The sequence below is a fragment of the Pseudomonas sp. DF5 genome, from assembly GCF_058148225.1.
Genome location: NZ_JBYVYM010000004.1, coordinates 91,547 through 115,970 on the forward strand (window position 1 = coordinate 91,547; position 24,424 = coordinate 115,970).

At 58.8% G+C, this 24,424-nt stretch carries 17 protein-coding genes; 10 read left to right on the plus strand and 7 right to left on the minus strand.

Annotated elements, in window-relative coordinates:
* A complete protein-coding gene (locus AC30D7_RS05315) occupies positions 1-3,066 on the plus strand; it encodes an efflux RND transporter permease subunit (RefSeq protein ID WP_490133333.1) in 3,066 nt (1,021 codons plus the stop codon).
* Positions 3,067-3,210: 144 nt separating this feature from the next.
* On the opposite strand, the gene lon is transcribed toward AC30D7_RS05315, so the two are convergent.
* The 5 genes from lon to AC30D7_RS05340 all read right to left on the minus strand — a co-directional run bounded on the left by lon (position 3,211) and on the right by AC30D7_RS05340 (position 12,732).
* Complete coding sequence (gene lon / locus AC30D7_RS05320) at positions 3,211-5,628, minus strand: endopeptidase La (RefSeq protein ID WP_490133334.1); 2,418 nt, start codon at positions 5,626-5,628, stop codon at positions 3,211-3,213.
* Between the two features lie 335 nt (positions 5,629-5,963).
* A complete protein-coding gene (locus tag AC30D7_RS05325; protein WP_490133335.1) occupies positions 5,964-8,372 on the minus strand; it encodes a glucose/quinate/shikimate family membrane-bound PQQ-dependent dehydrogenase in 2,409 nt (802 codons plus the stop codon).
* A gap of 150 nt (positions 8,373-8,522) precedes the next feature.
* Complete coding sequence (locus AC30D7_RS05330) at positions 8,523-9,905, minus strand: carbohydrate porin (protein WP_490133336.1); 1,383 nt, start codon at positions 9,903-9,905, stop codon at positions 8,523-8,525.
* 243 nt (positions 9,906-10,148) lie between these two features.
* Positions 10,149-11,387, minus strand: coding sequence for a serine hydroxymethyltransferase (glyA, locus tag AC30D7_RS05335; RefSeq protein WP_428634597.1), 1,239 nt, complete (start codon positions 11,385-11,387; stop codon positions 10,149-10,151).
* A 139-nt stretch (positions 11,388-11,526) separates the two neighbouring features.
* Positions 11,527-12,732: a benzoate/H(+) symporter BenE family transporter gene (locus AC30D7_RS05340; protein ID WP_490133337.1), complete on the minus strand. Its 1,206-nt coding sequence runs from the start codon at positions 12,730-12,732 to the stop codon at positions 11,527-11,529.
* 349 nt (positions 12,733-13,081) lie between these two features.
* Between AC30D7_RS05340 and AC30D7_RS05345 the strand changes: the two genes are divergently transcribed.
* The 3 genes from AC30D7_RS05345 (at position 13,082) to AC30D7_RS05355 (ending at position 15,508) form a co-directional block, all read left to right on the plus strand.
* Positions 13,082-14,470 carry an aminotransferase-like domain-containing protein gene (locus tag AC30D7_RS05345; protein WP_490133338.1) on the plus strand — a complete coding sequence of 463 codons (1,389 nt, stop codon included), beginning with the start codon at positions 13,082-13,084 and terminating at the stop codon, positions 14,468-14,470.
* Positions 14,471-14,630: 160 nt separating this feature from the next.
* Positions 14,631-14,861, plus strand: coding sequence for a VF530 family protein (locus AC30D7_RS05350; protein ID WP_028939483.1), 231 nt, complete (start codon positions 14,631-14,633; stop codon positions 14,859-14,861).
* A gap of 2 nt (positions 14,862-14,863) precedes the next feature.
* Positions 14,864-15,508, plus strand: coding sequence for a Pr6Pr family membrane protein (locus AC30D7_RS05355; protein ID WP_028939482.1), 645 nt, complete (start codon positions 14,864-14,866; stop codon positions 15,506-15,508).
* Positions 15,509-15,563: 55 nt separating this feature from the next.
* Here AC30D7_RS05355 and AC30D7_RS05360 read toward each other — a convergent pair whose 3' ends face one another.
* The gene (locus tag AC30D7_RS05360; protein ID WP_490133339.1) at positions 15,564-16,355 is read right to left on the minus strand and encodes a siderophore-interacting protein; all 792 of its coding nucleotides are present in this window, start codon (positions 16,353-16,355) and stop codon (positions 15,564-15,566) included.
* Positions 16,352-16,927: a PadR family transcriptional regulator gene (locus AC30D7_RS05365; RefSeq protein WP_490133340.1), complete on the minus strand. Its 576-nt coding sequence runs from the start codon at positions 16,925-16,927 to the stop codon at positions 16,352-16,354. Before AC30D7_RS05365 ends, AC30D7_RS05360 begins: the two co-directional genes overlap by 4 nt.
* 508 nt (positions 16,928-17,435) lie before the next feature.
* Here AC30D7_RS05365 and AC30D7_RS05370 point away from each other — a divergent pair.
* The 6 genes from AC30D7_RS05370 (at position 17,436) to AC30D7_RS05395 (ending at position 24,419) form a co-directional block, all read left to right on the plus strand.
* Positions 17,436-17,924 (plus strand): CS1 type fimbrial major subunit, encoded by a 489-nt coding sequence (locus tag AC30D7_RS05370; RefSeq protein WP_490133341.1) that lies wholly within the window; start codon positions 17,436-17,438, stop codon positions 17,922-17,924.
* A gap of 109 nt (positions 17,925-18,033) precedes the next feature.
* Positions 18,034-20,556: a TcfC E-set like domain-containing protein gene (locus AC30D7_RS05375; protein WP_490133342.1), complete on the plus strand. Its 2,523-nt coding sequence runs from the start codon at positions 18,034-18,036 to the stop codon at positions 20,554-20,556.
* Entirely contained in the window at positions 20,556-21,860 is a 1,305-nt protein-coding gene (locus AC30D7_RS05380) for a hypothetical protein (RefSeq protein ID WP_490133343.1), read from the plus strand. The genes AC30D7_RS05375 and AC30D7_RS05380 overlap by 1 nt, the downstream gene beginning before the upstream one ends.
* A gap of 43 nt (positions 21,861-21,903) precedes the next feature.
* The gene (locus AC30D7_RS05385; protein ID WP_490133344.1) at positions 21,904-22,644 is read left to right on the plus strand and encodes a molecular chaperone; all 741 of its coding nucleotides are present in this window, start codon (positions 21,904-21,906) and stop codon (positions 22,642-22,644) included.
* 15 nt (positions 22,645-22,659) lie between these two features.
* A complete protein-coding gene (locus tag AC30D7_RS05390) occupies positions 22,660-23,157 on the plus strand; it encodes a CS1 type fimbrial major subunit (protein WP_490133345.1) in 498 nt (165 codons plus the stop codon).
* On the plus strand, positions 23,154-24,419 hold the full coding sequence (locus AC30D7_RS05395; protein ID WP_490133346.1) for a hypothetical protein: 1,266 nt from the start codon (positions 23,154-23,156) through the stop codon (positions 24,417-24,419). The genes AC30D7_RS05390 and AC30D7_RS05395 overlap by 4 nt, the downstream gene beginning before the upstream one ends.
* Positions 24,420-24,424 lie beyond the last annotated feature (5 nt).

Sequence of the window (24,424 nt, forward strand, 5' to 3'; positions counted from 1 at the left end):
ATGGGTTTCAATCTATCCGAATGGGCGCTGCGTAACCGCCAGATCGTACTGTTCCTGATGCTCCTGCTGGCTGTCGTCGGGGCGTTGTCCTACACCAAGCTTGGCCAAAGCGAAGACCCGCCGTTCACTTTCAAGGCCATGGTAATTCGTACCAACTGGCCGGGAGCCACGGCTGAAGAAGTGGCGCGTCAGGTCACCGAGCGTATTGAAAAGAAACTGATGGAAACCGGCGAGTACGAACGGATCACCTCGTTCTCCCGCCCGGGCGAGTCCCAGGTGACGTTCATGGCGCGCGATTCCATGCATTCGGTGGATATCCCGGACCTCTGGTATCAGGTCCGCAAGAAAATCGGCGATATTCGCCAGACCCTGCCACCGGGTATCCAGGGCCCGTTTTTCAACGATGAGTTCGGCACCACGTTCGGCAACATCTACGCCTTGACCGGCGAGGGTTTTGACTACGCAGTGCTCAAGGATTACGCCGACCGCATCCAGATTCAGCTGCAACGGGTCAAGGATGTGGGCAAGGTTGACCTGCTCGGGTTGCAGGACGAGAAGGTCTGGATCGAACTCTCCAACGTTAAACTGGCCACCCTCGGAGTGCCGCTGGCGGCGGTGCAGCAGGCACTTGAAGAACAGAACGCGATGTCCACCGCCGGCTTCTTCGAAACCACCAGCGAGCGTTTACAGCTACGGGTCTCGGGAAATTTTCAGACAGTCGACGAGATCAAGAACTTCCCTATCCGCGTTGCAGATCGCACGTTCCGTATCGGTGATGTGGCGGACGTTCGTCGTGGCTTCAACGATCCACCGGCGCCGCGCATGCGCTTCATGGCTGAAGACGCCATCGGTCTGGCGGTGGCCATGAAGGACGGTGGCGATATTCTGGTATTGGGCAAGGCGCTGGAAATCGAGTTCGCCCGGATTCAGCAAAACCTCCCGGCCGGCATGCAGTTGCGTAAGGTCTCCGATCAACCCGCCGCGGTGAAAACCGGTGTTGGCGAGTTCGTTCAGGTACTGGTGGAGGCCCTGGCGATTGTGTTGCTGGTGAGCTTCTTCTCCCTCGGCGTGCGCACCGGCATGGTCGTAGCGCTGGCGATACCGCTGGTGTTGGCGATGACCTTCGCCTGCATGTATTACCTCGGCATCGGCTTGCACAAGATTTCCCTCGGCGCGCTGGTGCTGGCGCTGGGCTTGCTGGTGGATGATGCGATCATCGCCGTGGAAATGATGGCGATCAAAATGGAGCAGGGCTTCGACCGGATCAAGGCCGCCAGCTATGCCTGGACCAGCACCGCGTTCCCGATGCTCACCGGTACGTTGATCACCGCCGCCGGTTTCCTGCCGATTGCCACCGCGCAATCGGGCACCGGCGAATACACTCGCTCGATCTTCCAGGTGGTGACCATCGCGCTGTTGGCGTCGTGGGTGGCCGCTGTGGTTTTTGTGCCTTATCTGGGGGAAAAACTCCTGCCGGACCTGGCGAAAATTCACGCCGCCAAACACGGCACCGACCAGCCAGACCCTTACGGTACGCCGTTCTATCAGCGCGTCAGACGGCTGGTGGAGTGGTGCGTGCGCCGACGCAAAACGGTGATCGTGCTGACCATCGTGATGTTCGTCGCGTCCGTGGTGCTGTTCCGTTTCGTGCCGCAGCAGTTCTTCCCGGCATCGGGGCGGCTGGAATTGATGGTCGATCTGAAACTGGCCGAAGGCGCCTCCCTGAGCAACACCGCCGAAGAGGTGAAACGTCTCGAAGGTCTGCTCAAGGATCACGCCGGGATCGACAACTACGTGGCTTATGTCGGCACCGGTTCGCCGCGTTTCTACCTGCCGCTGGACCAGCAACTTCCGGCCGCGAGCTTCGCGCAGTTTGTAGTCCTGGCCAAAACCATCGAAGAACGCGAAGCCCTGCGTACCTGGCTGATCGAAACCCTCAACGAACAATTCCCGGCCCTACGCTCGCGGGTCACGCGACTGGAGAACGGCCCGCCGGTCGGTTATCCGGTGCAGTTCCGGGTCACCGGTGAACACATTGCGGACGTCCGCGCCCTGGCGCGCAAAGTCGCGGCCAAGGTTCGCGAGAATCCACACGTGGCCAACGTGCATCTGGACTGGGAAGAGCCGAGCAAAGTCGTGTACCTGAACATCGATCAGGACCGCGCGCGGGCGCTGGGCGTGAGCACGGCGAACCTCTCGGGGTTCCTGCGAAGCTCGCTGACCGGCTCCAGTGTCAGTCAGTACCGCGAAGACAACGAATTGATCGAGATCCTGCTGCGCGGCACGGTGCATGAGCGCACTGAACTGGCATTGCTGCCGAGCCTGGCCGTGCCGACCGACAACGGTCGCAGCGTGGCGCTGTCGCAGATTGCCACGCTGGAATACGGCTTCGAAGAAGGCATCATCTGGCACCGTAACCGCCTGCCCAACGTGACGGTTCGCGCCGACATCTACGGCAAGGAACAACCGGCGACACTGGTGCAGCAAATCATGCCGACCCTCGATCCGATCCGCGCCGAACTGCCGGACGGCTATCTGCTGGAAGTCGGCGGTACGGTGGAAGACTCGGCCCGTGGGCAGAACTCGGTGAAGGCCGGGGTGCCGCTGTTCATCGTGGTGGTACTGACGTTGCTGATGCTGCAACTGCGCAGCTTCTCACGCACGGTCATGGTGTTTCTGACCGCGCCGCTGGGTTTGATCGGGGTGACGTTGTTCCTGATGGTGTTCCGTCAGCCGTTCGGTTTCGTCGCCATGCTCGGGACCATCGCGCTGTCCGGGATGATCATGCGTAACTCGGTGATTCTGGTGGATCAGATCGAGCAGGACATCGCTGCCGGACTCAAGCCCTGGCAGGCGATCATCGAGGCGACGGTGCGACGTTTCCGGCCGATTGTGTTGACCGCGCTGGCGGCGGTGCTGGCGATGATTCCATTATCGCGCAGTGTGTTTTTCGGGCCGATGGCGGTGGCGATCATGGGCGGGCTGATTGTGGCGACGGCGTTGACGTTGCTGTTCTTGCCGGCGTTGTATGCGGCTTGGTTCAGAGTGAAAAAAGAACCGGCTTGATCCTGGTGGCCTCGACCTCGTGGTTTGGTTCACCGCATTCCCTTGTAGATGACATAAATGAAAAGCCCGCTGCCCCTTAAAAGGTCAGCGGGCTTTTTGCTGAGTCTGATTATTCCCAACACATGGAAACGCTCAGGTTACGGCTCAGAACAATATCTTCGCCACATCCGCAAAACGCTTGGCAAAGTGCACGGTAATCCCTTCCTTCAGGTAGTCCGGCAACTCCTCGAAGTTACCGCGATTCGGCTCCGGCAAAATCAGTTCATTGATCTTCTGCCGACGCGCCGCGATGACTTTCTCGCGCACGCCGCCAATCGGCAGTACGTGCCCGGTCAGCGTCAGTTCACCGGTCATGGCCACGCCTTTTTTCGGCGGCTGGTTGCGGGCGAGGGAGAGCAGGGCGCTGGCCATGGTCACGCCGGCGCTCGGGCCGTCTTTCGGTGTTGCGCCTTCCGGTACGTGGAGGTGGACGAAGGCTTCATCGAAGAATGTCGGGTCACCGCCGAATTGCTTCAGATGGGAGCTGACGTAGCTGTAGGCGATTTCCGCCGACTCTTTCATCACGTCCCCCAGTTGCCCGGTGAGCTTGAAGCCTCGGTTGAGGGTGTGGATGCGCGTGGCTTCGATCGGCAGGGTCGCGCCGCCCATGCTGGTCCAGGCCAGCCCGGTGATCACGCCGACGCCGGACAGCACTTGCTCGTTGCGGAACACCGGGCGGCCGAGTGAGGCTTCCAGGTCTTTGGGGCCGAGTTTGATGACGGCTTTCGGTTCGTCGAGCAGCTTCATCACCGCTTTGCGCACCAGTTTGCCGAGGTTTTTCTCCAGCTGACGGACTCCGGCCTCACGGGCATAGCCGTCGATCAGCGATCTGAGGGCGTTGTCGCTTATGGACAGACTGCCTTTGGATACACCAGCCTTTTCCAGCTGTTTCGGCCACAGGTGACGCTTGGCGATGGCGACTTTTTCTTCGGTGATGTAACCCGACAGGCGAATCACTTCCATCCGGTCCAGCAATGGGCCGGGGATCGAGTCCAGGGTGTTGGCGGTGCAAACGAATAGCACTTTCGACAGGTCCAGGCGCAAATCCAGGTAGTGGTCGAGGAATTCGACGTTCTGTTCCGGGTCGAGGGTTTCCAGCAGTGCCGAGGCCGGGTCGCCCTGGTAGCTCTGGCCCATCTTGTCGATCTCGTCGAGCATGATCACCGGGTTCATCACTTCGACGTCTTTCAACGCCTGGACGAGTTTGCCCGGTTGTGCGCCGATGTAGGTGCGTCGGTGCCCCTTGATCTCGGCTTCGTCGCGCATGCCGCCGAGGCTGAAGCGATAGAACGGCCGCCCCAGGGATTCGGCGATGGATTTACCGACGCTGGTCTTGCCCACACCCGGCGGGCCCACCAGCAAGACGATGGAGCCGCTGATCTCGCCTTTATAGGCACCGACCGCGAGGAACTCGAGGATGCGGTCCTTGATGTCGTCGAGGCCGGCGTGGTGTTTGTCCAGCACCTTGCGCGCATGCTTGAGGTCGAGTTTGTCCTCGCCATACACGCCCCACGGCACCGAAGTCGCCCAATCGAGGTAGTTGCGGGTCACCGCGTATTCCGGCGATCCGGTTTCGAGGATCGACAGTTTGTTCATTTCCTCAACGATGCGTTTCTGCGCCTGGGGCGACAGCACCTTGCCCGTCAGGCGTTGCTCGAACTGTTCGATGTCGGCGCTGCGATCGTCCTTGGTCAGCCCCAGCTCTTGCTGGATGACCTTGAGTTGTTCCTTGAGGAAGAACTCGCGCTGATGTTCGCCAATCTTGCGGTTAACTTCAGCGGAAATCTCTTTCTGCAAGCGCGCGACTTCGACTTCCTTGCGCAGCATCGGCAGGACTTTTTCCATGCGCTTGAGCATCGGCACGCAGTCGAGCACTTCTTGCAACTCGCTGCCCGTGGCCGAGGTCAGGGCGGCGGCGAAGTCGGTCAGGGGTGACGGATCGTTGGGGCTGAAGCGGTTGAGGTAGTTTTTCAACTCTTCGCTGTACAGCGGGTTCAGCGGCAGCAGCTCCTTGATCGCATTGATCAGCGCCATGCCGTAGGCCTTGACCTCGTCGGTCGGCTCGGTGGGCTGGTGCGGGTATTCGACTTCCACCAGGTACGGCGGGCGATGGTGCTTGAGCCAGGTTTTAATGCGCACCCGGGTCAGGCCCTGGGCGACGAATTGCAGTTTGCCGTTTTCGCGGCTGGCGTGATGGACTTTGACCAGCGTGCCGTATTCCGGCAGGGCTTTGGTGTCGAAATGGCGCGGGTTGTCCTGGGGGGCGTCCATGAAGAACAGGGCCAGGGAATGGTGGTCGGACTGGCTCACCAGTTCGAGAGTCTCGGCCCACGGCTCTTCGTTGACGATCACCGGCAGCACTTGCGCCGGGAAGAAAGGCCGGTTGTGGATCGGGATGATGTAGACCTTGTCCGGCAGGTTCTGGCCAGGCAGGGTGAGGCCTTTGCCGGTTGAAGGGTGTTCGTTGTTGTCTGTTTCGGCGTATTCGCTCGGGTCTTCAGGGAATTCTTGCTGGTCGGTCATGGGGCACCTGCGCAATAGGGTATGGATCTTAGATGGGGCAGGTGGGGGGTGGTTTCAATGGCCCTGGCTATTTCAGAGTGTGTGTTCAGGGTTTTGACAGGTGCGGGTGGATCAAGGTCAAAAGCCAGATCAAAAGATGCACGCCGCCCTACTGTAGGAGCGAGGCTTGCCCGCGAAGGCGGTGTATCAGGCGACTTCAATGTTGAATGTGAAATCGCCTTCGCGGGCAAGCCTCGCTCCTACAGGGATTTTGGGGATGGCGGGGATTGCAGCGCCCACAAAAAAAGGCGACGCCCCTCACAGGGCGTCGCCTTTGTTTCAACTGCCGCTACCGCTTATTCCGACAGTTTGTACGCAATCACATAGTCACCTTGCTTGGTGCCCAGCGAGCCGTGACCACCCGCGACGACGAGCACGTATTGCTTGCCGTCCTTGCCGGTGTAGGTCATCGGTGTGGTTTGCGCGCCGGCTGGCAGGCGGCCTTCCCACAGCTGCTTGCCGTTTTTCACGTCGTAGGCGCGCAGGTACTGGTCGAGGGTGCCGCTCAGGAAGGCCACGCCACCGGCAGTGGTGAAGGTCCCGCCCAGGCTTGGTACGCCCATGCTCAGAGGAATCGGAACCGGCGAGCTGTCGCGCACGGTGCCGTTCTTGTGCTTCCAGATGGTTTTGTGGGTGGTCAGGTCGACCGCCGCCACGTAACCCCACGCCGGTGCCTGGCACGGCAGGCCCATTGGCGACAGCAGGGCTTCGAGGATCACGCCGTATGGCGCGCCTTTGTTGGGCTGTACGCCTTGGGTTTCGCTGACGCGAGGGCCTTGTTTGGCGATTTCGGCGGCCGGGATCAGTTTCGACTTGAACGCCATGTAGCTCGGGTTCACGAAAGCAATCTGACGCACCGGGTCAACCGACATGCCGCCCCAGTCGAACACACCGAAGTTACCCGGATAAACGATCGAGCCTTGCAGCGATGGCGGCGTGAACATGCCGTCGTAACGCAGGGATTTGAAGTCGATCCGGCACAGCATCTGATCGAACGGGGTCACGCCCCACATGTCGCGTTCCTTGAGGGTCGGCGGCACGAAGTTCAGGTCGGACATCGGTTGGGTCGGCGAAGTGTGGTCGCCTTCCACCGCGCCTTGCGGCACCGGGATTTCATTGATCGGCACGATCGGTTGGCCGTTGCTGCGGTCCAGCACGTAGATGCTGCCTTGCTTGGTGGACGCGAGCACCGCCGGTTTTACACCGTCTGCGGTTTTCAGGTCCATCAGGGTTGGCTGGCCACCGACGTCCATGTCCCACAGGTCATGGTGAGTGAACTGGAAGTGCCAGCGCACTTTGCCGGTGGCGATGTCCAGCGCGGTCAGGCCGGCGGCATGCAGTTCCGATTCAGGGGTACGCGCGCCACCGAACTGATCCGGGGTCTGGTTGCCCATCGGCAAGTACAGCATGCCGAGTTTTTCGTCGACGGCGAACATGGACCACATGTTCGGCGAGTTGCGGGTGTAGACCTTGCCTTCGGCAATCGGCGTGGTGTCGTCCGGGTTGCCGCTGTCCCAGTTCCACACCAGTTTGCCGGTGTGCACGTCGAACGCGCGGATCACGCCGCTTGGCTCGTCGGTGGAAACGTTGTCGGTGACGTGGCCGCCAATCACCACCAGGTCTTTGGTGACCGCCGGTGGCGAAGTGGAGTAGTAACCACCAGGGGTGAAGCCGCCGATGTTGGCGGTCAGGTCGACCTGGCCACCGTTACCGAAGTCTTCGCACATTTTGCCGGTGTCGGCGTTCAGGGCGATCAGCCGGGTGTCGGCGGTCGGCAGGAAGATCCGGCGCGGGCAGACGCTGGTCACTGGCGGGTTGGCAGTGCCGGTCGGGCTCTGCTCGGTCGCGTAGGCGGCATCATCGTGATAGCTCACGCCACGGCAGGTCATGTGCGCCCAACCCTTGAAGTTCGCCGCGTTCTGCGTGGAGAGCTTCGGATCGAAACGCCAGATTTCCTTGCCAGTGTCCGGGTCCAGCGCGATCACCTGGCTGTGCGGCGTGCAGACATAGAGCATGCCGTTGGCTTTGAGCGGGGTGTTTTCGGCGGTGGTTTCGCCCGGGTCGTTCGGGCCTGGCAGGTCACCGGTACGGAACGTCCAGGCGGGAACCAGTTTGCTGACGTTCTGCGGGGTGATTTGCGCCAGTGGCGAGTAGCGATCGCCATGGGCACTGCGGCCGTAGGAGTTCCAGTCGCCATCGGGCATTGCCGGGGCGGTGTTGCTCATGCCAGGCACGGCGTCACGGTCCAGTTGGCCTTTGATTTCACCAGGGTTGGTGAACAGGCTGGCTAGCGCGGCGACACCGGCGATGACCACGGCAGCACTCAGCACACCGGTGCCGACCGGGTTGAAGTCGCCGCGACGCAACGGGCGACGAAACCATGGCAGCAGCATGACGATGCCGAGGGTAAAGAGCAGCGCCAGACGTGGCACCAGTTGCCACCAGTCCAGACCGACTTCCCACAGTGCCCAGACGGTACTGGCGAACAGCACCACCGCGTACACGCTCAGCGCCGCATAACGGTCGGCCAGCAGCAGCCCACCGGCCACCATCAGGCCGATACCGGCCAGCAGGTAATACAGCGAGCCGCCGAGCATGCTCAGCTTGATCCCCCCGGCCAGCAAGGCCAGGCCCATTAGTAGAAGCAGAATGCCGAGCAGGGTCGGCAATAAACGGCTTCGACTCAAAGCACCATCAGTGCTCATAGTGTGGTTCTCCGTGACGTTTTAAGTAGTCCCGCGCAAGTTCACTGTAGATGACGATCTGGCGCGGGCAGGGTTCATCGAAAAAGTGTTTGGTTGATGCGGTCCCTGTGGGAGCAGGCTTGCCCGCTCCCACCGGTTTTATGCGTTTAGTTAGAACGATGACTGGATCTTGATCCCGCCAATCAGTGCGTCGTCGACCTTGTCCACGCCACCGGGGTGGCGGATGTATTGCAGGTTCGGGCGCACGGTCAGCCAGTTGGTGACGTGCACGCCGTAATAGAGCTCGCTGCTGTATTCGGTGTCTTGCGGGGGCAGGAACGACGGATCGTCGAAGTCCTGGACGGCGCGGGCCTGGTTGGTGGCCTCGGCGTTCTTGCGGTAGGCCGGGTTGACGTGGACACGGGCCAGCGCGAAGCCGATATCGTCCTTGGCTCGGGCATCGAACAGGCCTTTGTAGACGACGCCGGCCTGGACATAGTTGTCGATGGCATTGGTCTTCTTGTCGTGCATCGTGGCGTTGGCGAACACACTCAGGCCGCGTGAATTGTCGCTGGCGCGGCTGGTCAGTTGCTGCTGAATACCGAGCCATACGCCATGCTTGCTCGATGCACTGCGGTAAGCCTCGCCGCTCAGGGCGGCCGGCTGGCCATTGCTGTCCTTATAGACGTCGCTGGCCTTGGCGCTGCTGTAGTAGTAACCAGCGCGGTATTCACCCGGCAGGCCATTGAGTTTCGGGGTCCAGACCAGTTCGACCGGCAGGATTGCGCCCTGAGTGCCGCTGCCGCTGAGCTTGAAACCGTTGTCACGATCCAGATTGGACGGGTTTTGCTCGTAAGCCCCGACTTGCGCGTAGAGCTTTGGCGTCAGGTGATATTTGACGCGCATGGCCCACTGGCTGACCGGCCAGTTGTACCAGATGCCACCGACCCAGTTACCGACCTGGGAGCCGCAGAACGCCAGGTTCTGGAAGTCGCAGGGGAAGCTGTTGAAGTCTTCACCCTCGCCAAAGCGGCCGACCTTGATGTCGAGCTTCTGGTCGAAGAATTTCTGCTGATACCACATCTGCGTCAGGCGCCAGGTCTGGCCACGGCCCCAGACTTCCTGAGCCGAGGTGAAACCGCCGACACGCGGGTCGTTGATCCGGTCGTTGCTGATGTTGTTGCCGTTGCGTTCGGTGATGGTCAGCTGAAATTCAGCGTCGTCCCAACCCAGAATCTTCTGCAAGTCCAGGTGAGTGCCCAAGGCAAACTGATCGCTGTAGCGTGCGGTACGGTCATGGTCGTAGCCACCGTGCAGGTTGCTGCCCATTTCGCCGGTGTAATCGACTTTGAAGTCGTAGCCTTTTTCCGAAAGTTCGGTGCGAGTGCCGTTCCAGTCACCCAGCATCCATGGCGAGTCGCTATCGAAGGCTGGCGCGGCCTGGGTGCAAGTGGCAAGGCCCAGCGCGGTGAGCCCGCTGATCAGCTTCAGGGCTTTTCGGCTGGACACAGCGGGTGAGACAGCGCTGTCTCGCGGAGTTTGAAAATCAGGCATAGAGAAGGAATTCTTGATCTTTTTCTAAAGGGGATGCGCTGAACGCAGCAGGAATGCAGCAGGGGAGAAGCGTTTCAGCTGGACGGGCGTAAGGATAATGTTCTGTAACACATTGAGAAAGGGCTTTTACTGACATGGATCATTTCGGATTTGGTAACAGTCGGCTGCGACCGGTCGCCGCAGTGCCAGGTGACGCAAAAAAAAGGCGGACTGAATAGTCCGCCTCGCTATGTTTCAGGGCCGTTAATTCAACAGATAGACCGGGAAGCATTCACACAAATGCATCACCCGTCGACGGACATTGTCCAGCAGCGCCGCATTGGTCGGTTGCTCAAGCAGGTCGGCAATCAGGTTGGCCACTTCGGCGCATTCGGCTTCACCGAAGCCCCGCGTGGTCAGGGCGGGTGTGCCAATGCGGATGCCGCTGGTGATTGCAGGTTTTTGCGGATCGTCGGGGATCGCGTTCTTGTTCAAGGTGATGTGGGCGCTCTCGAGCAACGCCTCGGCATCTTTTCCGGTGATGTTCTTGGCGCGCAGATCGAGCAGGAACATGTGGCAGTCGGTGCCCCCTGACACCACCCGCAGGCCGCGTCGAGTAAGGATATCCGCCATGGTCCTGGCGTTGTCGATGACGCGTTGCTGATAGTGCTTGAAGTCATCACCGAGGGCTTCGTTGAACGCTACGGCCTTGGCGGCGATGACGTGCATCAGAGGTCCACCCTGATAAACCGGGAATATCGTCTTGTCGAGCAACGCCGCATGTTCGCGTTTGGCCAGGATCAGACCGCCCCGTGGGCCGCGCAGCGTTTTATGAGTGGTCGAGGTGACGAAGTCGGCAATGCCAACCGGCGAGGGGTACAGGCCGGCTGCGATGAGTCCGGCGTAGTGCGCCATGTCGACCATCAGGTACGCCCCGATTTCATCGCAGATGTTGCGAAAACGCTGGAAGTCGATGGTTCTGGAATACGCCGAGGCACCGGCAATGATCATTTTCGGCCGGTGTTCCCGGGCCAGGGCTTCCATCTCGGCGTAGTCGAGGGTTTCGCTGTGTTTTTCCAGGCCGTAAGAATAGGCGGTGTAGAACTTGCCGGAGAAGTTTACCGAGGCGCCATGGGTCAAGTGGCCGCCATCGGCCAGGGACATTCCCAGAATCGTGTCGCCAGGGTTGAGCACAGCGAGAAACACGGCCTGGTTGGCCTGGGAGCCGGAGTGCGGCTGGACGTTGGCATATTCGCTACCAAACAGTTTGCAGGCACGTTCGATGGCGAGGCTTTCAATCTCGTCGACCACTTTACAGCCACCGTAATAGCGCTTGCCTGGGTAGCCTTCGGCGTACTTGTTGGTCAGCACCGAACCTTGGGCTTCCAGCACTTCTTCGCTGACGTAGTTTTCCGAGGCGATCAGCTCCAGGTGGGTTTCCTGGCGGTTGCGTTCACGGCCGATCAGGCGAGCGAGGGTGGGGTCTAGATTCTGCAGGCTCATGGAGGGCATTCCTTTAAATAAGTGCCTCAGCCAAGGGGCTGGCGCGTGATACGGCAGCACCCGTGACTGGGATTTGCTGGTGTCGGAAAGAAAAATGGACGTGTCTTTCAGACCCTGCCCGTGAAGTCGTAACGAACGGTCATGGTCGGCTGCCCTCGGCGACGGTGCCGGCTTTGCTTTCCCGGGTGTAGGTCAGTACGAAATGTGCCACGAGCCCGAAGATCAGCCCCCAGAATGCCGCGGCCAGCCCCAGGAAACTCATACCCGAGGCGGTGACCAGGAAGGTGATCAGCGCGGCTTCACGTTGTTTCTCGTCAGCCATGGCGCCGGTCAGCCCGGCGCTGATCGCTCCGAACAGGGCCAGGCCGGCGAGGGAGGCGATCAGCTCTTTGGGCAAGGCAGAAAACACCGAAGCGAGGGTCGCGCCAAAGATACCCATCAGAATGTAGAACACCCCGCAGGCGATCCCGGCGATGTAGCGCTTGTCGCGATCCTCATGGGCTTCGCGGCCGGTGCAGATAGCGGCGGTGATGGCCGCCAGGTTTAAGCCATGGGAGCCGAATGGCGCCATCAAAATCGAACCGATGGCCGTGACCGAAATGATCGAGCGCGCCGGGGTGTTGTAGCCCGAGGTGCGCAACACCGCCATGCCCGGCACGTACTGCCCGGTCAGGGTGACGAGGGCCAGCGGCAGGCCGATATTGATGATCGCGTGCCAGCTCCACTGCGGGGCGATGAAGATCGGGTGAGCGAGATCGATGGTGATCGAACCGGTATTGAGTACACCGAACGAGGCGGCCACGGCGCAGCCGACAATCAATACCGACAGGATGGCGTAGCGCGGTGAAAAGCGTTTAAACAGCAGGTACGCCGCGATCATTGACAGCACCATGCTCGGCTGCAGCTTGATCGAGGTGAAGAGTTCGGCGCCGAAACGAAACAGGATGCCGGCGAGCATGGCGGCGGCGATGGCTTTTGGCAGGCGACTCATCAGTTTGTCGAACGCACCGGACAAGCCGACCACCGCGATAATCACCGAAGCCACCACATAGGCGCCGATGGCCTCGGGCAGGGAGACCGTGGGCAGCATCGACACCAGCAACGCCGCACCCGGTGTCGACCATGCCGTAATCACCGGAATCCTCAAGCGCCAGCTCAATAACAGACCGGTAATGCCGCTGCCGATGGATATGGCCCAGATCCAGGACGACACTTGATCGTTGGGCAGGTGCGCTTCCCGGGCCGCCTGAAACACGATGATCAGCGGGCCGGCATAAGAAATGATCACGGCGATGAAGCCTGCAATGACCGCTGACAGGGATAGATCCTTTCTGAGAGTGTCCATGATGTCTCGACTTGGCGTGGCGGGCACGCGGTGATTCAGAATTGAGATTGAGTCGATTGCTTCGATTCGAGATGAGTGTATTTGAATGAATTGAGTTGATTCAATAGATGAGTAGGTTGTTGCGAGATGCTTTTTGGTTATCAAGGTGTATTTTGTCGGATTTAATCTTAATAACTAATTGATTTGTAAATATATTTTGTTGTTTTAAAATATTTTTCGTGAAAGATGCTTTTCGATTCATTCGCCGAGTCAATCGACTCAATTTATTGATTGAGTCCATTTATTAGTTGCCTGACCTCCCTGTGATATGCTCGGATATTCATCATTTCTACGATGGTAGTGGTCATTCATGTGGGTTCCTCAGCTAAGCGAATTCAACCAGCCGATGTATTTGTCGATTGCCGATGCGTTGGCGCGCGATATCAGCAACGGCGTGTTGAACGAAGGTGATCGTCTGCCGACCCTGCGGGAGCTGGCCACCATGCTGAATGTCACGCCCGGTACCATCAGCCGTGCCTACAGCGAAGCCCATCGGCGGCGTCTGGTGCAGGGGGAAGTAGGGCGCGGCACTTATGTGCTCAACCAGAAACAGTTGGAACTGCCGGCCAGCAACAGTGCCGTCTCGCTGAATCTTGGGCAGTCTGAGTTACTGGACCTTTCGATCATCAAGCCTTACAGCGAAACCCTGGAATACTGGTTGCGCGGAGCCTTGGTGGGCATGGCCAAAAGCACGGATTTTGCCGATGCCCTCGATTACGCCCCCGATGGCGGACATCCGGCTCATCGCGAGGCGGGCGCGCAATGGCTGCGCCATTCGTTGCCCGATGCGCAATGGCAGCAAGTGGTGATCACCGCCGGCGCACAGCATGGTTTGATGGTCGCAATGAGTGCGCTGACCAACGCCGGTGATCTGGTGCTCTGCGAGGAGCTCTGCTACCCCGGCATCATTTCCCTTGCCCATGGACTGGAACGACGCCTGCGTGGCGTGCCAATGGACGATGAAGGGATCATTCCCGAAGCGCTGCGCGAACTGTGCCAGCGTGAGAAACCGGCCATGCTGGTCTGCGTGGCGACATGCCAGAACCCGACGGCGGCGATCATGTCGCAAAAACGTCGGGCGCAAATCGCGGCGTTGGCCGAGGAGTTCGACTTCATCATCCTGGACGATGACATCTACGGTTTTCTGGCCACCGACCCGTCGATCAAACCGCTGTCGGCGTTCGCTCCGGATCGTTCGGTGTACCTGACCAGTCTGTCGAAGTCGGTCATGCCGGCCTTGCGGATTGGCTATCTCTACAGCCCGCCGAAACTGCTGTCGCGCCTGACCTCCATGGTGCGCAGCAGCGTCTGGATGCCGTCGCCATTGACCGCTCAGTTGGCCAGCAATGTGATCACCGAGGGGCTGGATAAAAAGCTGATCCGTATTCAGCGCAACGAAGCCGCCGGGCGGCAGGCGATCGCTCAGGAAATCTTCGCCAATTTCGAGCTCAAGACCCAGCCGTATGCCTACCACGTCTGGTTGACGCTGCCCGAGCCCTGGACCAGCGACGAATTCACCATGCTGGCCCGTGCCAACGGTGTGCTGGTCCTCAGCGGTACCCAGTTTCAGGCCGAACGTAGTGGCATTACGCGCTGCGTGCGACTGGTGTTGATGTCGCCCACCAGCCAGGACGAATTGCGGTTTGCCCTGACCAAGCTGGCCAGCCTGATCGATTCGGATCCGCGTCGTTATTACTGAGCCGGGCGCTATCTCCTGACGTTTGTCCCTCGGATGATGGCCAACTCGCCTACAGTTAATTCAGCCTCTGACGAATGCCTCTGTCCGGAGCCCTTCCACCGGACGAAAGCCTCCGTTAAGGTGCGCGGCTTCCCATCCTTTCATCGTTCGAAGGCCCGGCATGACCGAACACAACCCTGATCCCCTGCACGGCGTGACGCTGGAGCAAATCCTCAACGCCCTGGTTGAACACTACGAATGGTCGGGGCTGGCCGAGCGTATCGATATCCGCTGCTTCAAGAGCGATCCGAGCATCAAGTCGAGCCTGACATTCCTGCGCAAAACTCCGTGGGCGCGGGAGAAGGTCGAGCGTCTGTACGTGAAGCTGATGCGCACCAAGCGCCCGGTCTGAGCATGGTCAAATCCTCGACCGCGAGGCGTCGTTGTGTGGCCGTGGCGGCGATTCTGGGCTGGGCGGGCTTGAGCATTCAGATGTACCTGATTCTCTATGCCCGCTGGAGTATCGCGGCCAGTCTGCTGGGTGGGCTGGTGAGTTTTTTCAGCTTTTTCACCGTGCTGACCAACACGCTGGTGGCGGTGGTGCTGACCTGCGAACTGACATCCCGCGAGTCAGCGGCGCGACGCTGGTTTTTGCAGCCGTGGGTCAGCAGCGCAATTGCGGTGAGTATCGCGGTGGTCGGTGTGGCGTACAGCCTGTTGTTGCGCCATTTATGGCATCCCGAAGGCTGGCAATGGCTGGCCGATGAGTTGATGCATGACGTCATGCCGCTGCTGTTCCTGGTTTATTGGTGGTTTTGTGTACCCAAGGGGACGTTGCGGCTGCGGCACATTGCGTTGTGGGTGATTTATCCGCTGGTGTACTTCGGCTATGTGCTTTGGCGTGGGCATCTGCTGGCGACTTATCCCTATCCGTTCATTGATGTCGACAAACTGGGTTATCCACAGGTGTTCGTGAATGCCGGGGGATTGTTGGCGGGGTTTGTGCTGATTTCACTGCTGGTAATCGGGTTGGATCGGTGGCGCACGGATCGCAAGTGAACACTGACTGTGGCGAGGGAGCTTGCCCCCTCACCACAGAAAGCATGCACAGCGTTTATTCCTCGTCGCTGTCCTCCAGCCGCCAGTAGCCGACAGCCTTCACGAACTGCTCGTCCAGCCCGTGCTCATCGAGCAATACCCGGCGAATCTGCCGCGACACCTTGGTCTCGGTCGCCACCCACGCGTACAGATTGCCGGCGGGCACCTTGATCTGTTGCACGGTGGTCAGCAGGTTGTTTTTGCCTCCTTCGCGCAGCACCCAGATCACATCGACCTGCGCGGCGCTTTCCAGGCGTTGTTGTTCGGCGCCGTTTTCCACTTCCACGATCACCAGTGCGCGCCGATTGGCCGCCAGGCCTTCGAGGCGGCGGGCGATGGCGGGCAGGGCGGTTTCGTCACCGATCAGCAGGTAGCTGTCGAAGATGTCCGGCACGATCATCGAGCCACGCGGCCCGCCGATGTGCAGGAACTGGCCGGGTTTGGCCTGCTCGGCCCAGGTCGAGGCAGGGCCGTCGCCATGCAGCACGAAATCGATATCCAGTTCCAGCGTGTCCAGGTCGTAACGACGTGGCGTGTAGTCGCGCATTGCGGGCATCGGCCCGTTGTCCTTGCCGGCGCCGAGTACCAGGGTTTCCAGCGCTGCCTGTTCCGCTGCGTTTTGCGGGAACAACAGTTTGACGTGGTCATCCGTGCCGAGGCTGACGAAGCCTGCGAGTTCCGGGCCGCCCAGGGTGATCCTGCGCATGCGCGGCGTCAGGTCGACCACGCGCAGCACTTGCAGACGCCGCCGCTTGATCTCGTGGCTGACACGGTGAATGGTTTGGGATAGCACGATAACGTCGGTCATTCGACTTTCTCCGAAACGGGTTGAACGGTGGGGCCGTCGACGATGGCTTTGGCCGTGTTGTTGAGCAGGTCGCGTACCCGCAGTATTTCGTCCGGGCTCCAGCGACCATGGTGCATTTGCAAGGCATGACGCAGGTTGTGCACCGCCTCGTGGATCTCGGCTGGGCGGTCCTGGCCGCGCAATGAGCGCTTGCTGACTTCGATGCGCATGCGCACACCGTCCAGGGCAATCGCCTGCTCGCTTAAAGACAGACGTCCGGCGTCGGTGATGCTGTAGCGTTTTTTGCCGCCCTCGGCGTCGCCCAGGATCATTTCGCTTTCTTCAAGGAAGGTCAGGGTCGGGTAGATCACGCCGGGGCTGGGGCTGTAGGCGCCGTCGAACATGCTTTCAATCTGGCGGATCAGGTCATAGCCGTGGCACGGCTGCTCGGCGATCAGCGCCAGCAGCAGCAATTTCAGGTCGCCAGGGGCGAATACGCGTGGGCCGCGACCGCCGCGTTCTCGACCGGGGCGTTTCTCGAAGCCGTCGCGGCCGTCGCCGTGTTCGCGGTGGGGGGAATGATGGTCTCTCATTTTTTGTCTTCTCTCGTCGTGTTTAGATACAACTTAAGATATATCTTATCGAGATGGCAAGCCAACAGGACCAACGGTCGTTGCCTGAGGGGGCATCGCGGCGGGTTTCAGTGCGGCGTGGGACATGCCGTTTTGTAGCTTGCTGTTTTAGAGTCTTTGATCTAATTATGCGTAACTAACAGCGAATGATTTTTAATGGTTACGCCTAAGTAGTCCTTCTCTTACAGGGAATGTATTTAATTAATCTGTGTGCTTTTTTTGTTAAAACTGTTTGTAGTATGTTTCTGTCGGTTGAATGTTTTAAATATTGAATCTGCGGGTTTTTTCTACTGGGTCGTGGGCAGTTGTTACTACATGTTCTTCGGAAGTTACGTACTTACTTTCTCAGCGGATTGGTCGATCATTCTCCTCGTCGAAAGTTGAGCCAGATTGCCTCTATTCAAGGCGGTAATATGGGCGACTCATGCTTTCCACGGACCAATCCTTTGAAATAGACAGGTACTTAATAATGTTCAAGAAGCTTGCAATCGCCGTTCCGATGACCCTCCTGGCCCTGAGCTCTTCGATGGCGTTCGCTGCGGAAGAAGCGCGCTCGTCCATCAACATCAGCGCTGATATCCCCACCAATGAATTCCACGCCCGACCGGTGAATCCTGACTTCGGTAAAGATGAAAAGATGGTCTTCAACGTGATATCCGAGACCTTGAGCCCGCTGCGTGCGGCTTACGATATCCGCCACAATAACGGTTCGGTTAATGCTTATCTGGAAGGTGGTCCGCAACCCCTGTTCAACGGCAACAACACCATCGCGCTGACCTACGCCTTCAACGGTGTAACCTTGACCGGTGCGTCTAAAGAAGTGGTCGGCGATTCCGAATCCAACGGGGGCATGCGGGCTGATCTGGTGATTACCGCCGCCCAACCGAATACAACTCAGACAGGTTTTTACACGGCCAATCCAATTGTGGTCTTCGATGCCATTCCGCGCATCAACTAAGTCAGTCATGACTTAAGGCTTAGCCTTATCTGTTAACACTTACCGGTCGATGGGTAATCACTGCCTATCGATCGGGTTTCAACGCACTTATCTTCAGAGTATCCCGTTCATGTTCCCGATGACTCCCATCGCGACGGCGCTTGCCCTATGTTTTTGTGCAACCGCCCTGGCCGCGCCTGCGGACAACGGCCACACACCTCGAAGTTTGCTTGCGCAAGCCAAGGGGTTACCGAGCGAGTTCGAAGAGCACTTCTTTGATGTACCGCTGGCGGTGCGCGTGGAACTTGATCAACAGCTTCTCGGTGAGGCGATGGTCGTGTTGACCCGCGACGATCGAATCACCTTAGTTGACTTCAATGATGTCGGCGACAGCACCATCAAAGCCAGTGAGCGCGACACCTGGTCGAACTACTTGAAACAAGGTGTGCCGCTGGGCACGTGCAAGAGCGGTTGCCCTGAGCAACTGCTGGCCGTGCACTACAGCCTGGAAAACTCGCTGGTGTCGATTCTCACGGAAAACGCCGAGCGGGACGATCAGGTGCAGCAGTATTACAACCTGCCCGAAGGTGGCAGCACCGGCCTGATCGTGCGCAACCAGTTGAACCTCAATGGCGGCCAGAACCAGGACCTCGGTGGTCGTTACGGTCTGGAAGCCAGTAGTAGCCTGGGCAACTGGACCCAAGCGGTCAATATGCAGCTGTCGCGCCTGGGCGGTGTGGACAACCAGATCTATCACGCCGTGCATGAGCTTTTTACCCAGCGTGAATTACAAGGCAACTTTCTGCGCCTGGGCTATTTCACGCCCACATCCGAAGGCCTGACCCGTCAGCCGCGAACCTTTGGCGCAAGCCCTGACACGGCGCTGGGCGTCATGTACGGCAGCTCCGACAGCCTGGCCATCAACAATCCGAAACCGGCGGTTTATCCGATCTACGTCACGGCCAATCGACAAGGCTCGGTGGAGATTTACCGCGACGGTTTGCTGATCAACACCCAGGCCGTTCCGGCCGGGTTGCAGACCCTCGATACGCGTCCGCTGCCCGGCGGTATTTATGAAGTGGAAGTGCGCCTGATCGAAGACGGCCAAATCACCTCCAGCACGCTGGAGCTGGTCTACAAACCCAACAATTGGCGCAATCATGATGAGCGCTGGCGCTACAACCTGTTCGCCGGTCGCGAATCCAAATTGCTCAGCAACTGGGAAGAGCAGGCCGATGGCGACATGACCGCCGGTGCCGCCTTCAACTTCCTGTGGCACCCGCGTGTGATCCTCGGCCTGACAGGGCGGCAGGTGCGCGACTCGCTGCAATACGGCACGTCGGTTGACTGGGCAATCGTCAACAACGCCAGCCTCTTTGCCAACGTCTACAAAACTGAAGACTACGGCACCGGCCTCGACGTGCAGGGCCTGTATTCCTATGGCAGCGGTAGCATCGTCGCCAGCCATAACCGCAGCTGGCTCGACACCACGCGGCTGTACGACACTCTGCCGGACGGCACGCGCGTGCGTCAGCGCAACGTATTTATCGGCCAGACCAGTAACTCTTCCTTGTCGTTGAATCATCGACTCACCAGTAAAAGTTCGGTCAATGCCCGGGTGTCTCACAGCGAGGGCAACACAGAAGGCGTCGGCCTGGATCTGGGATGGAACCAACGCACTCAACTGTTCGGCAGCGATGCCAACTGGCGCCTGTCGCTGTTCGATCGTCCAGGCAGCTTCAGCTCGGGCAATGATCGCAATCGCGGCCTCGACCTGAGCGTGAACATCGCGCTGGGCGGCCCGGGAGAGCAGTGGTCCGGCAGCATCGGCACCCGCACCGATCGCGATGGCGGGCGCGATAACAATGCCTCGCTGACCTACCGCAAAACCTTGCAGGATCACGTGCTGCAGAACGTTTCGGCCACGGCCATCACCGACACCTACGGCATCGGTTTGAACGCGATGGCGTCGATGCAATCGGACGTGGTCAACGGCGACGGGTTTATCCAGCGCTCATCGTTCAACAACGACCTGACCGGCGGTTTGAACCTGGACAGCACTGTGGCCGTCGGCGGGCAAAAAATGGTCATGACCAGCCAATACCACCGCGACGGTGCGGGCATGATTATCGATGTCGAGTCGGACATCGACGCCATTACCCTGCGTGCCGACGATTTGAGCGGTGGCAGCGCGGTGCTCAAACCCGGGCGCAATTTTGTGCCGATCACGGCTTACAAAAGCAGCTCGGTCAGTTTCGATTTTGAGGGCACCGATGTTCCCGCCGCGACCATTCAGCCATCCCGTTCCAGCTATCACCTGAACAAGGGCGGCGTGGACTATCGCCAGATCCGCGTGATGCGCACCCTAACCGTACTCGGTCGCCTGATCGACCCCCAAGGCAACCCGCTCAAGGGCCACCACATCATCAACCACGCCAGTCGCGGGGTGAGTGAGGTGGATGGGTTCTTCTCCATGGAAATGAACGCCGGGTCACCGACCCTGGAAGTGCGTCATGGCAATCAGTTGCTGTGCCAGTTCCGGCTGGACCCGAGCCAGGGGCGAACGGAAAACAATGTGCTGATGATCGGGGATTTGCGTTGCACGCCGGACACATTGGCGGATGCCGGTCAGCAGGCAGAAAAAGCCGGTTGATGAGTAGAGGCATTCTTTTTTTATCCACCCTGGGAGGTTTCAATGTGTTTATAAAACCGTTGTGCCGTTGTGCGATCAGTTTGTTGTTTTTATTGTATTCAGTCTCTAGTACAGCGGTGTCCATTGAGGTGACCGCAGCGTTCAAACCGGACTATGCGAACCCCGCGCGCAATGAATTTGTTAACACCACGCCTTTTACCGGCCACTGCGCTTTATACCCGACTTTTTGTAGTGATTTGTCCATTTTTAGTATTTTGGCGCCTATTAAATTCAATTCAATTAGTGCAATCGAGGCGAAGCATACGGATGTACGCAAGGGAGCAATGTTTAGAGCGCCTACAGATTGGCGTCCATTGCAAGTTATCAATAAGGATACCCGGGAAGAGTCAACACTGTCTGTGCGCATTGCATCAATTGGTGCACGGTATTATCTGCCGGATACCGTCCAGAATCTCATCGGCGAAGGTGCTCCGGCTGGTAATGCAGAGGCACATGTTAAGTTGTGGGGAGGGTATAACTGGACTTACCCATCTCCCCCCTGTTTTTACACGGGGGGGATGTTTGTTCAGCCAACCTGGCGGTCTTTTTTCTGGCTGACGGGCCCCAGGGAAGGGTGGTGTGCACCCACGGCGGACTATCGAATATCCAGTCTTCATTACGACTATTTTCAGATCGGTTATGCATTGCGAACACCCAATCCTCTGGAAATGTCAGCAGGGCAGTACGTTGGAAGTTACACCTATAGCGTCGGGCCGGGTCTTGATTTTGATATGGGCGATATTATGTTGCCCGAAGACAACAGTTTGACCATTAACTTCACCCTTGATGTTCAACATACGCTAAAGATTGATATTCCCCCCGGGGGGAACAAAGTCGAGTTGGTTCCCCAAGGTGGCTGGCAAGCCTGGCTGCAACAAGGTCGAAGACCAACGCGGTTATTCAGGGACCAGACGTTCAATATTTCCGCGAGCTCGCGTTTCAAAATGAATCTGGAGTGTGAGTATTCGCAAGACAGTAAAACCTGTGCGGTGCGGGACTCGGTCTCGGGTCATGTGGTGCCTATGAACATCAGTGTCAGTCTTCCACAGGGTTTGACCGATGGTGATGGGGCACCGGTCAATCGCAGGCAATTGCAGCGTGATGGTAGCGGCACTCAATTGTTCCAGCCAGGTTTCTATGTCGATCGTAAGCCGGGAACACTGCACTTCGAAATTCCTGCAAGCGAAGTGGCAGAAATGATTCGCCCTGAACGACAACGGCATTATTCGGGAAGTGCAACGGTGATCTGGGATTCAGATGTTTAGCGGGCCGCACTTTGCAGCATTCAATTCAACGAGGTTCAGTACGATGAAACACCTGTTGGCACTGTTTGGTATTTGTTTTTTCACCCAGATGACTCATGCCGCGCCGAGCATCAATATCGGAACGGTTTACGACTATCTGGACGGCGACAAAAGTACCTATTTGAAACGTGTATTCAATGGCGGCGACAGCACGGCATTCGTCAAGGTCAACATCCTTGAAATCCTCTATGAGGCCGATGGCACCTCACGCGAAGTGCCGCTCAAGACCCAGGCCGACGGCAATGCCCGGGATGGCTTGATGGCAAGTCCCGCACGGCTGATCGTGCCGGCCAACGGCATGCAGGGCACCCGGTTGCTGTACATGGGCGAACGCGACAGGGAACGCTATTTCCGGGTGCGTTTCGTACCGGTTGTACCGGAGAAGGAAGACGAATTCGCCGTCTCCAGCGAAGACCGTGAAGACTACAAAAAGTCCCTGTCGGCAGGGGTCACGGTGCTGGCGGGGTACGGCGCGGTGTTTTTCGTGCGGCCCAAGGAAACGCGTTTCGACAGCGCAATCGAGAACGAGGCAGGCAACTACCGGATCCGCAACAAAGGCAACACCGTGGTGGTGATCGACGAGTTCAAGGATTGCGCGGTCAAGAATGATCAGGACTGCCAACCAACGACCAAGCATCACATTCTGGCCGGCCGCACGTTTCAGTTTGAGAAGCAGGCCGGTCGCGAGTACCGCTTCACCTTGGTCGAAGGTGAGCGCAGCAAAAAAATCGACGTGAAGGGCTGACTCCGGGTGATGACCATGTTCAAGAATCTGACTGTCATGCACCTGTGGGTGGCGGCCCTGCTGGCCAGCCCTTGGGCTTATGCCGCCAAGGAAACGCACGTGTTTGAGGTGTTCGTGACGATTCCGACCCAGGCGTTCTATGTGATTCCCGCCGACCCTGGCTGGATTCATCGCGAGCAGCGCCTGCCGTGGAACCTCACGGCGTCGACACTGGGCAGCCTGCGCAAGTACTTCGATGTGAAAAGTGAAGCCGGCTCGATTGAAGCCAGGCTTGAGGGGCGGCCTTATCTGTCTAACGGCACCGATGCCCATGACATCGGCTTGCGCGTGCTGTTCAACGGCATCGTGTTGAGTGAGCTGGTATCCAGCGAAGTGGTGTCAATGGGCGAAGCCGCGTCGGGTAAACGGGTGCCGCTGGAGATCGTGCCTGTACCGCCGGTCGACGGGGTTTACAAGCCAGGTAATTACTTTGGCAGCGTCAATCTGATTTTCAATGCGGTGTTGCCGCAATGATGAATGCATTCGGTCAACGACTGGCGCGAATGCTGATGGGGGGTGGTGCGACGAGCCTCTTGTGCGCGGTGCTGGCACTGCAGGCCAACGCGGTCGTCATGGACATCGACGCAGTGTTCGAGCCCGACTCGGCGAAGCCGCAGAAAAATGAGTTCATCAATCAGACGCCGTCTGAGGGTTTCTGTCGTCAGGTCCCGCAGGCCTGTGAACCTTTTGGGCTTTTCAGTCTGGTCACACCGATTCCATTCGTCGCCAACGCGCCAATTCTGGCCAATCATACGGATCCGCGCCAGGGTGGAATGGCCCGAGTTCCCTCTGAGTGGAGAGACGTGCGCGTGACTCACGAGTCGGGTGATTCAAAAGTACTTTCCGTAAGGATTGGAGGTATCGGTCACGAATCACTGCTTCCCCGTCCTGTTACCGAATTGACCAATGGAGGGTGGTGGGATCAATTGTGGGAAGGTGGGCGTTGGGTTTATGCGCCTGCGCCTTGTCAGGGCGTCGGCTGGGGCACTGCTGACTCCGCGGGTTACAACAGCTTTTGGCGGGTTCCGGTAGGCGCTGGCGTGTGCAGCAAGAAAGCGCTTTTCGATATTCCAATGTCTTTCAAGTATCAGTATTTCGTTTTCGCGTATGAGCTACGTACACCTGACCCGCTGAACATGCTGGCAGGCAAGTACAGCGGCTCCATCACCTACACGGTCGGTCCCCATCAGGATTTCGACATGGGCGATGTGATGATTCCGGCCGACAACCAACTGACCCTCAATTTCTCCCTGGATGTGCGGCACACGCTCAAGGTCGAAATCCCTCCCGGCGGCACCCGGGTAGAGCTGGTGCCTGAGGGTGGCTGGCAGGCCTGGCTGACGCAAGGGCGCAAACCGTCACGGCTGTTTCGTGATCAGACCTTCACTGTCGCGTCGTCGAGTCGCTTCAAGATGCGCCTGGAGTGCCAGTACACCCAGGACGGCGATAACTGCTCTTTACGAGAGCCGGTTTCCGGCCATGTTGTGCCGCTCAACGTTCGCGTCACCCTGCCCGCGGGGCTTACCGACGCAACGGGACGGCCAGTGCATCGTCAACTGCTGCGACGCGATGGCAGTGGTAGCGAATTGTTCGTACCGGGTTTCTATGTCGATCGCAAACCGGGAACACTGCACTTCGAAATCCCGGCGGGTGAAGTGGCCGAAATGATCCGGCCCGGAACGCAACGCCAGTATTCGGGCAACGTGACGGTCATCTGGGATTCGGAAGTCGGGTAAGCGCG